This is a genomic window from Xanthomonas arboricola pv. guizotiae (assembly GCF_002940205.1).
GTDB lineage: Bacteria > Pseudomonadota > Gammaproteobacteria > Xanthomonadales > Xanthomonadaceae > Xanthomonas > Xanthomonas arboricola_C.
In genome coordinates this window covers 147,009-160,910 of record NZ_MDSK01000008.1, presented here as the reverse complement: position 1 = coordinate 160,910, position 13,902 = coordinate 147,009, and the positions used below count along the sequence as shown (strand labels likewise).

12 protein-coding genes are annotated in these 13,902 nt (G+C 62.3%); 4 read left to right on the top strand and 8 right to left on the bottom strand.

Features of this window, described 5'->3' with window-relative positions:
- Positions 1-78: 78 nt before the first annotated feature.
- The 5 genes from XarbCFBP7408_RS07225 to grxD all read right to left on the bottom strand — a co-directional run bounded on the left by XarbCFBP7408_RS07225 (position 79) and on the right by grxD (position 6,336).
- On the bottom strand, positions 79-720 hold the full coding sequence (locus XarbCFBP7408_RS07225) for a Fic family protein (protein ID WP_104562365.1): 642 nt from the start codon (positions 718-720) through the stop codon (positions 79-81).
- A 280-nt stretch (positions 721-1,000) separates the two neighbouring features.
- Positions 1,001-4,225 (bottom strand): TonB-dependent receptor, encoded by a 3,225-nt coding sequence (locus XarbCFBP7408_RS07220; RefSeq protein WP_104562364.1) that lies wholly within the window; start codon positions 4,223-4,225, stop codon positions 1,001-1,003.
- A 454-nt stretch (positions 4,226-4,679) separates the two neighbouring features.
- Complete coding sequence (locus XarbCFBP7408_RS07215) at positions 4,680-5,279, bottom strand: YhgN family NAAT transporter (protein ID WP_006450537.1); 600 nt, start codon at positions 5,277-5,279, stop codon at positions 4,680-4,682.
- Positions 5,276-6,019, bottom strand: a complete 744-nt coding sequence (locus tag XarbCFBP7408_RS07210) for an SDR family NAD(P)-dependent oxidoreductase (protein WP_104562363.1) — start codon at positions 6,017-6,019, stop codon at positions 5,276-5,278. Before XarbCFBP7408_RS07210 ends, XarbCFBP7408_RS07215 begins: the two co-directional genes overlap by 4 nt.
- Positions 6,016-6,336: a Grx4 family monothiol glutaredoxin gene (gene grxD, locus XarbCFBP7408_RS07205; protein ID WP_006450539.1), complete on the bottom strand. Its 321-nt coding sequence runs from the start codon at positions 6,334-6,336 to the stop codon at positions 6,016-6,018. Before grxD ends, XarbCFBP7408_RS07210 begins: the two co-directional genes overlap by 4 nt.
- Before the next feature lie 121 nt (positions 6,337-6,457).
- On the opposite strand from grxD, the gene XarbCFBP7408_RS07200 reads away from it, so the two are divergent.
- Positions 6,458-7,036, top strand: coding sequence for a superoxide dismutase (locus tag XarbCFBP7408_RS07200; RefSeq protein ID WP_104562362.1), 579 nt, complete (start codon positions 6,458-6,460; stop codon positions 7,034-7,036).
- Between the two features lie 136 nt (positions 7,037-7,172).
- Here the strand turns inward: XarbCFBP7408_RS07200 and XarbCFBP7408_RS07195 are convergent, their stop codons facing one another.
- Both XarbCFBP7408_RS07195 and purE read right to left on the bottom strand, forming a co-directional pair.
- The gene (locus XarbCFBP7408_RS07195) at positions 7,173-8,318 is read right to left on the bottom strand and encodes a 5-(carboxyamino)imidazole ribonucleotide synthase (protein WP_104562361.1); all 1,146 of its coding nucleotides are present in this window, start codon (positions 8,316-8,318) and stop codon (positions 7,173-7,175) included.
- Entirely contained in the window at positions 8,315-8,818 is a 504-nt protein-coding gene (gene purE / locus XarbCFBP7408_RS07190; RefSeq protein WP_104562360.1) for a 5-(carboxyamino)imidazole ribonucleotide mutase, read from the bottom strand. The genes XarbCFBP7408_RS07195 and purE overlap by 4 nt, the downstream gene beginning before the upstream one ends.
- 58 nt (positions 8,819-8,876) lie before the next feature.
- Between purE and XarbCFBP7408_RS07185 the strand changes: the two genes are divergently transcribed.
- The 3 genes from XarbCFBP7408_RS07185 (at position 8,877) to XarbCFBP7408_RS07175 (ending at position 11,142) form a co-directional block, all read left to right on the top strand.
- Entirely contained in the window at positions 8,877-9,146 is a 270-nt protein-coding gene (locus XarbCFBP7408_RS07185; RefSeq protein ID WP_104562359.1) for a Trm112 family protein, read from the top strand.
- Positions 9,143-10,027 (top strand): carboxylating nicotinate-nucleotide diphosphorylase, encoded by an 885-nt coding sequence (nadC, locus tag XarbCFBP7408_RS07180; protein ID WP_104562358.1) that lies wholly within the window; start codon positions 9,143-9,145, stop codon positions 10,025-10,027. Before XarbCFBP7408_RS07185 ends, nadC begins: the two co-directional genes overlap by 4 nt.
- A 62-nt stretch (positions 10,028-10,089) precedes the next feature.
- Entirely contained in the window at positions 10,090-11,142 is a 1,053-nt protein-coding gene (locus XarbCFBP7408_RS07175; protein ID WP_181106732.1) for a DUF2272 domain-containing protein, read from the top strand.
- A 506-nt stretch (positions 11,143-11,648) separates the two neighbouring features.
- On the opposite strand, the gene pnp is transcribed toward XarbCFBP7408_RS07175, so the two are convergent.
- On the bottom strand, positions 11,649-13,763 hold the full coding sequence (gene pnp / locus XarbCFBP7408_RS07170) for a polyribonucleotide nucleotidyltransferase (RefSeq protein WP_104562356.1): 2,115 nt from the start codon (positions 13,761-13,763) through the stop codon (positions 11,649-11,651).
- Positions 13,764-13,902 lie beyond the last annotated feature (139 nt).

Sequence of the window (13,902 nt, the reverse complement as noted above, 5' to 3'; positions counted from 1 at the left end):
CTGCATGGTCAATTGTTCGCCACTTCTGACATGTACTGGAAAATTCCGCTGGTTGCGCCTCGCGTCGCGGCTGGTATTTCAGCAGCCTGTTAAGCCATATTGCCGGGCGAAGTGAAGCCGATCAACAAACCGCTCTTTTTCAACCAGATTAATCAAAGAAACAAAAATCGACAATTTCTCAAACCCTCTCTCCATGAGCATCTTATGCAAAATCAGTCGTGACATGCGTCCATTTCCATCAGCGAAGGGATGGACATGCAAAAAGAAAAAGTTAAATATAACCATCAAGGCGACAATATCCTTTTCTTTTTTACACATATCCATCAACCAGACGATCTCTAACTTCACCTCATAGAGAGGAGCTATAAAACCTATACTTGAGCTTTTCCGCACTCCGACTTGAACAGGTTCTTTTCGAAAACTACTTTTATTTTCAAGGCACATCAAATTACGGTGCGCTTCCAAAATCGAAGCCGGCGACGACTCGTCTAGCCGACTAACATATGCGGCAAGACGGGCGATGACATCTTGATTGCAATCTAAATCTGAATGCCTTCTAAGTATATTTTTAAATAAAAAAATTCGGGAATCGCACAAGAATTCTTCTGAAATTGAAAACCTTTTTACAGCATCCATGCTTTTGAATAAGACAAGATCAAGATCGCCCTTCATCGATCTAGTGGGTTTAAATATCACTGGCATTGCAATAAGAGGTTCCATCTTCTTTAATGCTCGGTCAATCTGCGATTAGAACACACTAAGTCGCAAATAGAATGCGACAACCATCACGTTAATGAAATGCCGATCCTTTCACTTTACTAATTTCGATTTGAAGAAAATTACCGTGCTGCAAACCTATATCCAAAGATATCAGTAAGATTTTCCCTCTCCAACTCATATTTGCGTTGAAGCTAAAATTTCAAGGCCATATATCAGTGCCACACTTTTATGTCGAAAAAAAACGGCCGAGTGACGGCCGTTTTTTTAGCACATACCGACATCAAAATTGATAACGGAAGCCTAGCTGTAGTGCCCAGCGGGATATGCCCTTGTCGTCGTAGACAGTTGCAGCATCTGGCTCATTAAACCGGTAAACATACTTTTTGGTGGTCGGGTCGATACCACCGTACTCGGCCACACCCTTGAAGCCCGGGAACGCGTACTCGTCGACGCGGCCCCACTTCTTGTTGAGCAGGTTACCCACGTTCATGACGTCGACCCAGATCTGCGCCTTGTTGCCATCGAAGAAGCCCGGAAGCTCCTGCTCGATGTGCAGATCGAACTGGTTGACCCAAGAATTACGCACCGCGTTGCGACCCGCAACCTGGCCCTTATGTGTGGAAAGATACTGATCGTTGTTGACGTAGTTCCAGAACGCATTTTCTTCAGCGGCATTGCGGAAGAGCACATCGCCACGTGCTGCCGGGATGTACAACAGATCATTGAAGCGACCATCGCCGTTGGCGTCGTTGTCGAAAGTGTAGCTGTACGGACGGCCGCTACGACCTTGATACACCAGACCGAGCTTGGTCGCAAAATCGCCGAAGAAATTATGCTTCCACTGCAGGGTGCCCAGGAAGCTGTCCTTGATCTCGTAAGCCGAGGTCGCGTTGACCTCTTCGTTTGCCTGGAAAGTTGCAGTGTTGAGCAACTGCGAGCCCGATGTAGAACTGTTCAGGCCGCTGACTTCCTTCGCATTCGAGTACGTGTACGCGAGACTCCACGACCAGTCGCTATCGTTGAATGGCTTGTTCAAGCCGACAGTGAAACTCTGCGTGCCACCCTGGTCGGTGGAGCGCGCAATGATGGCGTCGTTAAAACTGGTGTTACGACCCGCACGGATGTCCGTGCCGCTGTTTACACATGATGACCCCACCGCCACACCGGTTTCGCGAAGACATGCGTTACCCAGCGAGTTCCAGTTTGCCGGATTAAGTCCGTTGGGATTCCAGTAGATCCTACGGCCATCTTGACCAACCTCAGTTGCGGCACCAAGATTGAGCTGCTGGTAATAGATCGCTTCCTTGACCTTGGTGACGACACCTTCCATCGACGCAATGATGCCGTACCAAGGCAACTCGGTATCGAACGCCAGATTGGCCTTCCACACTGCAGGCTGGCCGAGATCCTTGTCTACGAAATCGACCGACTGCGTGGCTCCCGATGTTCCGCGCGGCTGGTTGTTGATATTCGGCGTAAAGCGAATCCCGCTGTTGGACGCGTTAGGGAAGTTGTAATCGGTGTACGCCAAACCGGTGTTGGAATACGGGTTAGATAACCACACCGACGCGGCAGCACCCTGGAATAGACCAACACCGCCGCGCAACTGGGTAGGACGGTCTGCGTCGAAGGTGTAGTTGAAACCAAAGCGCGGCTGCCACAAGCCGTTGCCATCAATGGTTTCATCATTGCGACGACCAAATGCGTTAAAGGCAGCCTGGTTGAACTGCGGTGAGCTCTTCACCATCGGCTCGTCATAACGCAGACCGAAGTTTAGGGTCAGGTTGCTGTTGACGGCCCAGGAGTCCTGCAGGAACACGCCCACGTTACGCATGCCCCACTTCGCAGCGATATCGTCAATACCGGTCGGCGAATAAGAGTAGCGATAGGCATTCGGCAGATTCGCTTGATAATTCGCAACCGAATTGAACGTATAGTTACCGAAAACGCGCGGCCCAAACAGGTTGTAGATGTCGTTGTCTTCATAATCGAAGCCGAACTTGACCGTGTGGTCGTTCAAGAACAGCGTGCCGGCAAAGAATGCATTCCAGGTTTCGGTACGTAGCTCATTGGCCTGGGTATTGGCTTCGGTACCAAGGTTCAACGTGTTGTTACCGAAGCGCACGGCGATCGCTGGCAACTGCGATGCAGCAGTACGAACCGCCGAGTAATCGCGATAGGAGACTTTGGCTTCAGTCGAGAACGTTTCGGTCCAGTCGCTGAACAACTGACCGGTATAGGTCTCAAGCTCGAAGTCTCGAACGTAATGGTATGAGTTCAGTGCAAGCGAGGTGTTGCTGAAGCCATTAAGGTTAGCCGTGCTCTGCTCCGACTTGCCATAGCGAAACGAGCCGCGATGCTTATCACTAATATTCCAATCCAGCTTGAAACCCTTTTCCTCGGAATCAGAATCGAGCGCAGGTAAGGTTAGGGTGCCGGGATCGAAACCGTAGACGTTACGCGAAATATCGATGACCTGATCAATCTGTGCCTGCGTGATGCCAACCATGTTGCTCTCGCCAGACCCCGTCGGTCCAAAGCCACTATTACCGGTAAAAACGCCTTTGCCCTTGTACTTTTCGTAGTTGGCAAAGAAAAACAGCTTGTCCTTGACGATCGGGCCGCCCAGGGTCAGGCCGTAGGTCGATTCGCGGTCGAACAGCTGGGGACGGATGTCGTTCTGGTTCTTGCCCGACCAATCGTTCTCGCGGTAGGTGCCATAGACCGAACCATGGAATTCGTTGGTACCCGACTTGGTGACGGCATTGATCACGCCACCGGTGCCGCCACTGATCGTGACGTCGTAATTGGCAACGTCCACCGAGATTTCGTCGATGACATCCATCGAGAACGGCTGGCGCGGCGTCGGCAGGCTGTTGGATTCCAGGCCAAACGCGTCGTTGGTGCTGATGCCGTCAACACGGATCGCGTTGTAGCGCGGGTTCTGGCCGGCGATGGAGATTTCGTTGCGCGCCTTGTCGGTCTGCGCAACACGCGGATCCAGGCGTACGTAGTCCTGCAGGTTGCGGTTGATCGACGGCAGCGACTCGATTTCTTCGCGGGTCACGTTGGTGCCGGTGCCCATCTTGTTGGCGCTGAAGATCGCCGAGCCGTAATTGCCTGCGATCGCCTGCACGGTACCCAGCGTGGCCAGATCGCCGCCCAGGGCTGCATCGACCTGATTGACCTTGTCCAGATTCAGATACACGCCTTCACGGGTGGTATTGCCAGCACCGGACGCGTTAATCGTGATCGTGTACGGCCCACCCACACGTAGGCCGCGCGCGTTGTAGCGTCCGCTGGCATCGGTGGTGGCGCGGCTGACCGTGCCGGATTCGACGTGGGTGATCGTCACTTCGGCATTCGGCACCGGTTGGCCGGCGCTGCTGGTCACCAGGCCAGCGACGCCGGCAGAGGTGCTCTGGGCGAACACAGGGGCGGCGGCGAGTGCGGCAACAAGGCCAAGCGTCAGCTTGGACATGCGGAGACAGCGGGGGTGGGTCATTTCGGTAGCCTCGATACAGGTTGGGCAGTGACAAAAAGGCGCAGTCAGCCCAACCGTTCCCGGGGGTGGGCTGCCGATGATCTGGGGTCCCTTGCCGCGCGGCTGGTTGCTGCCGCAACGGTTAACAACAGATTAACACGCTAAGGCCTGATTGTGACGGCGACGTGACAAAGTTCGCGCAGTGCAACATGAACTTCGCATGTGAAGGCCTAAACGCCAGCTTGCGCAAAGTCGCGCGGCATTTGCGACCGGCGTCGCGCTATCGAGCTGGCTTGTCGCAAATCGGCAACGTTTGGCCTGAAAACGCAGCGCTGGCTATCGGAAGCCATCCCACGCTATGGCCGCCAGACACCGCCATCCGCTCACGCCACGGGTCAGCGACGCGGCTTCAAATTCCCGCCGGACATTCAACGACCCGTCCCCATGCACCCCGCCCGCCCATCGCCGACTGGACTCAGATCGACACCGGTAGCTTGAAATAAGTGCCAAGGCCGTCCAGAAACATCTGCACCGAAATGGCCACCAGCAACATGCCCATCAACCGCTCGATCGCGGTCAGTGCGCGATGACCGAGCAGTTTGTACAAGAGCGGGGCCGAGGCCAGGATGGTGGATGCACCGATCCAGGCGATCATCAGCGCCAGGCTCCAATCCCATAACCGGGTGGGCTCGTTGCTGCCCATCAGCATCACCGCGGCCATGCCGGACGGGCCGGCCACCAGCGGGATCGCCAGCGGCACGATGAAGGGCTCGCCGTCGGGGATCTCGCCCATCAGGCCTTCCGGGCGCGGAAAGATCATGCGGATGCCGATCAGGAACAGCACGATGCCGCCGGCGATCGCCACCGATTCCTGGCGCAGATGCATCAGCTCCAGCGCGTACTTGCCGCCCCACAGGAACGCCATCAGCACGAACAGGGCGATCAGCAACTCGCGCGCGAGCACGAAGCGCTGGCGCTTCGGCGGCAGCGGCTTGAGCACGCTGAGAAACACCGGGATGTTGCCCAGCGGGTCGAGGATCAGGAACAGCAGCAGTGCCGCCGAAAGAATGGTCATGCGGAAGGACTCCAGATCGCGCCGCGGTGCGCGCCACCTGCCGTGGACAACAAGGTGACGCAGGCGGCGGCATAGCGCGTGGGGTCCATCGCGTCGCTGTCCTCCTGATGGGTGAAGGCGCGCGCGCGCAAGGCGGTGCGCATCGGGCCGGGCTGCAGTCCGCTGATGCGGACCGGGCCGGCGGCGGTTTCGTGATGCAGGCTGGCGAGCAGGCCACGCTGTGCATGCTGGGCAGCGCCATAGGCACCCCAGTACGCCTGGCAAACGCGTGCAGGGTCATCGACGACGAAGACCACCGCCGCATCGCCTTGCTGCCGCAACAGCGGCAGGCAGGCCTGGGTCAACCAGGCGCGCGCGGTGAGGTTGATATGCAGGTTGCGTGCGAAGTCGGCAGGCGCCGCGAGTTCGGCCGGGGTCAAGCCGGCGAAATCGGCGGCGCAGTGCAGCAGGCCGTGCAGGCCACCGAGCTCGGACTGCAACCGCTGCGCCAGCGTGGCGTAGTCGTCCGGCGTGGCGCCGGCCAGATCCAGCGGGTACAGCAACGGCTCCTGGCCCAGCGTGGCAACTGCGTCATAGACCCGCTCCAGCGGGCGCAGCTTGCGGCCGAGCAACACCACGGTCGCGCCGGCGGATGCACACGCCTGCGCCGCAGCGCTGCCCAGCCCGCCGGCTGCACCGGTGATCAGCACCACGCGGCCGGCAAGCGCCGCCGCGTCGGGCCGGGCCTGCGCCAGACTCACGGCTGGTAGGCCTCGCTGACGATACGCTTGAGCTCGCCGGCTTCGAACAGTTCCAGCGTGATATCGCAACCGCCGATCAGCTCGCCGTGGATGAACAGCTGCGGGAAGGTCGGCCAGTTGGAATAGCGCGGCAGATTGGCGCGCACTTCGGGTTCTTCCAGCACGTTGACCGTGCGCAACTGATCGGCGCCGGCAGCCACCAGGGCCTGCACGGCGCGGCTAGAAAAACCGCACATCGGGAATTGCGGGGTGCCTTTCATGAACAGCACGATCGGGTGTTGTTCGACTTCGGCCTGGATCCGTTCCATCACCGGCATTGGACTCTCCTGACTGGGAGCGGCAGGCCCGACCGCCGGGTCGGATAGACTTCCGCAAAGGCGCGCATTGTAAGCCTTCAGCGCGACCTATCGCCGCACTCCCTTCGCTGCCCTTGCCATCATGCCGATCGAACACCTTGCACTGCCCTACTCCCGCGTCGCCCTGGAGCCGCATCTGTCTGCCGCCACCCTGGAGGCGCACCACGGCGTCTGTCACCGCAGCGAGGTCGATCGGCTCAATGCGCGCATCGAAGGCAGCGAGTTCGCCGAGCTGACGCTGGAAGACATCATCGCGCAGGCGCAAGGCACGCTGTTCCATCTGGCTGCGCAGGTGTGGAACCACAATTTCTATTGGCAGTGTCTGCGCCCACGCGGCGGCGGCGAGCCGCTGGGCCGGCTGGCCGACCGTATCGCCAAATCGTTCGGCGACTTCGTGCATTTCAGGCAGGAATTCAACCGCGTCGCCCTGGGCAGCTTCGGTTCGGGCTGGGTGTGGCTGGTGCAGCGCCCGGATGGCGCACTGGCGGTCGTCGCCACGCCGAATGCGTCCACGCCGCTCACCGGGCCGGACACCCCGCTGCTCGCCTGCGACCTGTGGGAGCACGCCTATTACCTGGATTACCGCCAGGACCGCGCGCAATACCTGGAGGCGTTCTGGAAGCTGATCAACTGGGAGTTCGTGGCCAGCCGGTTGGGCTAGCGCTTGCGCCGTTGCAACAGGTCGACGATCAGGCGACCTGTTGCAACGGCGCCTGGCGGCACCGCGCACTGCCGTGCATCTTCGCCACGGACCTGCGCATCGGCGAGGCCAGCAGTACCACCGATGGCTCTGCGAATCACCCTTCGTTCAAGCGCGCGAGCACCGGTCCGACCTGCACATCACGCTGCAGCGCGGCGCCTGCTTCGCTCAGGGCCCGAGCAAGCAGCTGCGGCGTCTCGGCGCGCAGCGTGGCATGGCCGACCTTGCGACCCTCGCGCGACTGCTTGCCGTAGTCGTGCCAATGCCCACCGGGCACCGCCAAAAATGCAGCCGCGTCCGGCATCGCGCCCAGCCAGTTGAGCATGCAGGCATGCCCGCGCATCGCGGTGCTGCCGAGCGGCAGACCGAGCACGGCGCGCACATGATTTTCGAACTGCGAGGTCTCGGCGCCTTCGATGGTCCAATGCCCGGAGTTGTGCACGCGCGGCGCCATCTCGTTGGCGAGCAACTGGCCATCGCGCACGAACAGTTCCAGCGCGAACACGCCGACGTAGTCCAGGCGCTCGGCGACCGCACGCGCATGCGCCTCCGCTGCAGCCTGCAACCCGGCATCCACTCGCGCCGGCGCAAGACTGGCCGAGAGCACGCCATCCACGTGCCAGTTCTCGGTCAGCGGCCAGGCGCGGAATTCGCCATCGCGCCCACGCACCGCCACCACGCTGACCTCGCGCTCGAACGGCACGAAGGCTTCCACGATCAACCCGACCTTCGCCGCCTGCGCGCCGAGCGCGTCCCATGCGGCATCGGCATCGGCCAGCGTCCTGATGCGGAACTGGCCCTTGCCGTCGTAGCCGAAGCGGCGCGTCTTGAGCACGCACGGCGTGCCGATCCGGGCCAACGCGGCATCGAGCCCTGCACGGTCGTCGATGGCGGCGAATTCGGGCACCGCAATGCCGAGCGCGCGGAACAGGGTTTTTTCGCTGAGCCGGTCCTGCGCCACCGCCAATGCGGCAGCGCTGGGAAACACCGGCACCTGCGCAGCCAACTGCTGCGCGCCGGCGGCCGGCACGTTTTCGAAATCGAAGGTGATCACATCCACGTGCGCGGCGAATGCGGCAAGCGCGGCAGTGTCGTCGAAGGCGCCTGCCTGCAGCGGCGCCACCTGCCCTGCGCAGGCATCGGTGGCCGGGTCGAACACCGCAAACCGCAAGCCCAGCGGCGCACCGGCCAACACCAGCATGCGGGCCAACTGGCCGCCGCCCAGAATGCCGACCGTGGTCATTGGCGCGGGTCGTCGCTGGCCATGACATCGTCGGTCTGCCTGGCGCGGAACTGCGCCAGTGCCTGGCCGATCTGCGCCTGCTCCGGCGCCAGCATCGCAGCGGCGAACAGGGCCGCATTGGCCGCGCCGGCAGTGCCGATCGCAAACGTCGCCACCGGAATCCCGGCCGGCATCTGCACGATCGACAGCAGCGAATCCATGCCGTTGAGCGCCTTGGACTGTACCGGCACGCCGAGCACCGGCACCGCCGTCTTGGCCGCCAGCATCCCCGGCAGATGCGCCGCACCACCGGCGCCGGCAATGATCGCGCGCAGGCCGCGTTCGCCAGCCTGTTCGGCGTAGGCAAACAATACGTCCGGCGTACGATGCGCCGAGACCACCTTGACTTCGTACGGCACGCCCAGCGCGTCGAGCTTCTGAGCTGCGTGTTGCATGGTTTCCCAATCGGAACGGGAACCCATCACGATGCCGACCAGCGGCGCGGAGTGGTTGGAGGTCATGGCCCTGCCCTGCGGTAAAGACGTATTCTAGCCAATCTCCACGCAAGACAAGACTTCGATGGATCGCAAACTGCTCGACCTGCTGTGCTCGCCCGACACCCGCCAGCCGCTTTCGCTGCTCGACGGCAAGGGCCTGGAGGCACTCAACACCGCCATCGCCGGCGGAACCCTGCAACGTGCCGACGGCACCACGCAGACGCAGCCGCTGCGCGAGGCGCTGATCACGCGCGACCGCAAGCAGATCTTCCGCGTCGACGATGGCATCCCGGTGCTGCTGGCCGAAGAAGCCATCGGCACCGCGCAGATCGCCGACTTCCCCGAAAAGTGACTCCTTCCGTTCGCACCACCGTGCCGGAGGCTCCGCCGGCCGCGCTGGTGGACGCCGATGTGGCACGCGCGCTGGCCGAGGACATCGGCAGCGGCGATGTGACCGCGGCGCTATTGCCCAATCAGGCCGACAGCGCGTACCTGCTGTGCAAGCAGGACGCCGTGATCGCCGGGCGGCCGTGGTTCGACGCCACGCACCGCGCGCTCGATCCGCAGGTGCGGATCGACTGGCAGGTGCACGAAGGCCAGCACGTCACCGCCGGCACGGTGCTGGCGCTGCTGCAGGGCCGCAGCCGCAGCCTGGTCAGCGCCGAGCGCACCTCGCTCAACTTCATGCAGACGCTGTCGGCCACCGCGACCGCCACCGCTGCCTACGTGGCTGCGGTGGCCGGCACCGGCACGCGCATCCTGGATACGCGCAAGACGCTGCCGGGCCTGCGCGCCGCGCAGAAATACGCGGTGCGCTGCGGCGGTGGCGACAATCACCGCATCGGCCTGTTCGATACCGTGATGCTCAAGGAAAACCATCTCCGCGCCGCCGACTCGCTGAGCGCCGCCGTGCATGCCGCTCGTGCGCAGCAACCGCAGTTGCCGCTGGTGGTCGAGGTGGAAACGCTGGAGCAGCTGCGCGAGGCCTTGCAGGTCGGCTGCACGCGCATCCTGATCGACGATTTCGACCCGGCGATGCGCCGCGACGCGGTGCGCATCGTTGCCGCCCTGCCGCGCGAACAACGCATTCCGCTGGAAGTCTCCGGCAGCGTGGATCTGGCCGGCATTGCCGCCATTGCGGCCGATGGGGTGGATTGCATCTCCATCGGCGGGCTCACCAAGCATGTGCACGCGGTCGATCTGTCGCTCAAACTCGGCCCGCCGCCGCACTGATTTCACGTGTGCCCGCAGCCGGCTCTGTCAGCCTGCTGCGATTGTTCTGTGCAGGATCTGCGATGACTGTAAAACCTTGGCCGTGGCTCTGTCTGGTGTTGGCCGCATGGGGCGGCGCCGCGGCCGCCGCGGAAGTCTGCGATGTGCCACCACGCTTCGGCACCAGCCCTGCAGCAATCGCCATCGTGCGTGCCGCCTGCAACGAGCATCGCCTGTGGCAACGCCCGTTTATCGATGCCAAGGGCCGTCTGGCCAGCCTTGGCGTGACTGAGGCCGAATCGGGCTATCTGGCCGACCACGGCATGGTCGCCTGGCAGCGCGTGGCCGGCTACTGGCGCGACAGCGGCACGCTGGCATCGATGGGCGGCCGCCCCGGCGCATCGAGTTGCGCTGCACTGGATGGCACGCGCTACACCGCCAGCGATTGCCGCGCGTTCCTGATCGACAACCCGTGGTCCGCTGCCTTCATTTCCTGGGTGATGACGCAGGCCGGCTTGAGCGGCTTTCATCGTTCTGCACGCCATCTGGACTACATCCGCAGCGCCTACAACGATGGCGCCAGCGGCCCGTACCGGTTCACCGACCCGGCGGTGGAGAAACCCGCTCCCGGCGATCTGCTGTGCCTGTTGCGCGGGCGTAGTGCTGCGCTCGGCTACGCCGGCCTCAAGGCCGGGCTTGGCGGCAGCGCGCCGATGCCGTGGCAATCGCATTGCGACGTGGTGATCGCCGCCAGCGTCGGTGGCGATCGCACCGTGTATCTGATCGGCGGCAATGTGTTCAATACGGTGATGATGCGCAAGATGCCGCTGGACCGCGCCGGCCGCATGGTATTACCGACGCCGCAGTCCGACGCCAGCCAGGACCAGAGCGAAGATGGCCTGGGCATCGCCAGCGAGTGCACGCCGGCGCACGAAGAACTCTGCGACTTCAATCGACGCGACTGGGCGGCCCTGTTGAAACTGCGCCCGGATGCGGCGATGAGCGCACCGCTGCCGGCCGAGCCGCTGCCTCCGCCGACCACCTTGCCCACGGACCAGACGATGCCGCCGGGTTTCCCGCGCGTGGTGCCGCCGCGTCCGCAAACGCAGCCCGCGCCAACCCAGCAGCCTGGGTGAGCAAGGCTCAAAGCCTCTCTCCCGCCGGGAGAGGGGTTGGGGTGAGGGGACGGGAGCGAAGCCCTGCCCAAGGTTCGACCATACGAGGCTTCGCGCGTGCCCTCATCCGCCCCTGCGGGGCACCTTCTCCCGCAGGAGAAGGGATCAAGCCCCTCTCTCCCGCAGGAGAAGGAATCAAGGCCCCTGGTGAGGGGACGGGAGCGAAGCCTTGCCCAAGGTTCGAGCATACGAGGCTTCGCCCGTGCCCTCATCCGCCCCTGCGGGGTACCTTCTCCCGCAGGAGAAGGAATCAAGGCCCCTCTCCCGCCGGGAGAGGGGCTGGGCTGAGGGGACGGGAGCGAAACCCTGGCCAAGGTTCGACCATACGAGGCTTCGCACGCACCCTCATCCGCCCCTGCGGGGCAGCTTCTTCCGCAGGAGGAGGATCAAGTCAGGCGCCCTTGCCGAACACCCAACAAAAAAGCGGGCCGAAGCCCGCTTTTTCGTGACGCATCAACCAGCGGCGATTACTCGGCCGACGGCGGAACACCCTCGCCTTCTTCCACTGCCTTGATCGACAGACGGATACGGCCCTGCTTGTCCACTTCCAGCACCTTGACGCGGACCAGATCGCCTTCCTTCAGCTTGTCGCCGACCTTTTCCACGCGCTCGCTGGAGATCTGCGAGACGTGCACCAGGCCGTCCTTGCCCGGCAGGATGGTGACGAACGCACCGAAGTCCATGATCTTGGCGACCTTGCCTTCGTAGATGCGGCCCGGCTCCACGTCCGAGGTGATCTGCTCGATGCGCGACTTCGCAGCTTGCGCGGCAATCGCATTGACCGAGGCGATGATGATCGTGCCGTCGTCCTGGATGTCGATCTGCGTACCGGTTTCCTTGGTGATGGCCTGGATGGTCGAGCCGCCCTTGCCGATCACTTCGCGGATCTTGTCCGGGTGGATCTTGATCGTCAGCAGACGCGGCGCGTAGTCGCTCAGTTCCTGACGCGGGGTGGTCAGCGCATGCGCCATCTCGCCGAGGATGTGCAGACGGCCGGCCTTGGCCTGCTGCAATGCCTGCTTCATGATCTCTTCGGTGATGCCTTCGATCTTGATGTCCATCTGCAGTGCGGACACGCCTTCGGCAGTACCGGCCACCTTGAAGTCCATGTCGCCGAGGTGATCTTCGTCACCCAGGATGTCCGACAGCACCACGAAGTCGTTGCCTTCCTTGACCAGGCCCATCGCGATACCCGCGACCGGCGCCTTGATCGGCACACCGGCGTCCATCAGCGCCAGCGAGCTGCCGCAGACCGATGCCATCGACGACGAACCGTTGGACTCGGTGATTTCCGAGACCACGCGGATGGTGTACGGGAATTCTTCCAGGCTCGGCATCACCGCCAGCACGCCGCGCTTGGCCAGACGACCGTGGCCGATCTCGCGACGCTTCGGCGCGCCGAAACGACCGCACTCGCCCACCGAGTACGGAGGGAAGTTGTAATGGAACAGGAAGTTCTCTTTGTACTCGCCCGAAACGGCGTCGATGACCTGACCGTCGCGTGCAGTGCCGAGCGTGGTGATCACGATCGCCTGGGTCTCGCCGCGGGTGAACAGCGCCGAGCCGTGGGTACGCGGCAGCACGCCGGCCTTGGCGCTGATCGGACGCACGGTATCCAGGGCACGGCCGTCGATACGCACCTTGGTGCTCAGCACCGAGCCGCGCATGGTCTGGTATTCCAGCTCGCCGAATTCCTTGGACAGGTCACCGGCAGCCCAGCCTTCGATCGTGGCGCGCGGTGCCAGCGCACCCAGCACGTCCTTCTTGATCGCCGAAATCGCGTCGCGGCGCTGCAGCTTGTCGCGCACCTGGAACGCCGACGCGAGCTGGTCGCCCACCGCTTCCTTCAGTGCGGCGATCATGCCGTCGTTCTTGGCCGGAGCCACCCAGTCGGACGGCTTGGTGCCGGCTTCGACGGTCAGCTCGTTGATGATGTTGATGACCTTCTGCATCTCGCGATGGCCGAACGTCACTGCGCCCAGCATCACTTCTTCCGAGAGCAACTCGGCTTCGGACTCGACCATCAACACCGCATTGGCGGTACCGGCCACGACCAGCTCCAGCTGCGAATCCTTCAGCTCGGTCACGGTCGGGTTGAGGATGTATTCGCCATTCTTGTAACCGACCTTCGCCGCAGCGATCGGGCCATTGAACGGGGTGCCGGCCAGCGACAGCGCGGCCGATGCGCCGATCAGCGCGGCGATATCGCCGTCGATGTCCGGGTTCATCGACATCACGGTGGCGATGATCTGCACTTCGTTCTTGTAGTCCTCCGGGAACAGCGGACGGATCGGGCGATCGATCAGGCGCGAGATCAACGTTTCCTTCTCGGTCGCACGTCCTTCGCGCTTGAAGAAGCCGCCCGGGATGCGGCCGCCGGCGTAGAACTTCTCCTGATAATCGACCGTCAGAGGAAAAAAGTCCTGCCCTTCGCGCGCGCTCTTGGCGGCGACGGCGGTGACCAGCAGTACGGTGTCGTCGAACTTGACGATGACGGCGCCGCCTGCCTGGCGAGCGATTTCGCCCGTCTCCAGGGTGACGGTGTGCTTGCCGTACTGGAAGGTTTTGGTGATTTTTGCCACGGAGGTTTTTTCCCTTAGGTGTTGCTGTCTTCGTTGGACCGTCGTCGACCCATGCCGAGAACGGGCGGCCGGGAGGCTCCGGCCCATGAACTGCATGCTGCAGATAACGTGATGCGAATGACCAAAACAAAGCCGCGGC

Excerpts from the sequence above, each read along its gene's own strand:
- XarbCFBP7408_RS07220 (WP_104562364.1), bottom strand. The coding sequence starts at position 4,225 with ATGACCCACCCCCGCTGTCTCCGCATGTCCAAGCTGACGCTTGGCCTT.
- XarbCFBP7408_RS07195 (WP_104562361.1), bottom strand. The coding sequence starts at position 8,318 with ATGACCACGGTCGGCATTCTGGGCGGCGGCCAGTTGGCCCGCATGCTG.
- XarbCFBP7408_RS07185 (WP_104562359.1), top strand. The coding sequence starts at position 8,877 with ATGGATCGCAAACTGCTCGACCTGCTGTGCTCGCCCGACACCCGCCAG.
- XarbCFBP7408_RS07215 (WP_006450537.1), bottom strand. The coding sequence starts at position 5,279 with ATGACCATTCTTTCGGCGGCACTGCTGCTGTTCCTGATCCTCGACCCG.
- XarbCFBP7408_RS07225 (WP_104562365.1), bottom strand. The coding sequence starts at position 720 with ATGGAACCTCTTATTGCAATGCCAGTGATATTTAAACCCACTAGATCG.
- grxD (WP_006450539.1), bottom strand. The coding sequence starts at position 6,336 with ATGCCGGTGATGGAACGGATCCAGGCCGAAGTCGAACAACACCCGATC.
- purE (WP_104562360.1), bottom strand. The coding sequence starts at position 8,818 with ATGACCTCCAACCACTCCGCGCCGCTGGTCGGCATCGTGATGGGTTCC.
- XarbCFBP7408_RS07200 (WP_104562362.1), top strand. The coding sequence starts at position 6,458 with ATGCCGATCGAACACCTTGCACTGCCCTACTCCCGCGTCGCCCTGGAG.
- XarbCFBP7408_RS07175 (WP_181106732.1), top strand. The coding sequence starts at position 10,090 with ATGACTGTAAAACCTTGGCCGTGGCTCTGTCTGGTGTTGGCCGCATGG.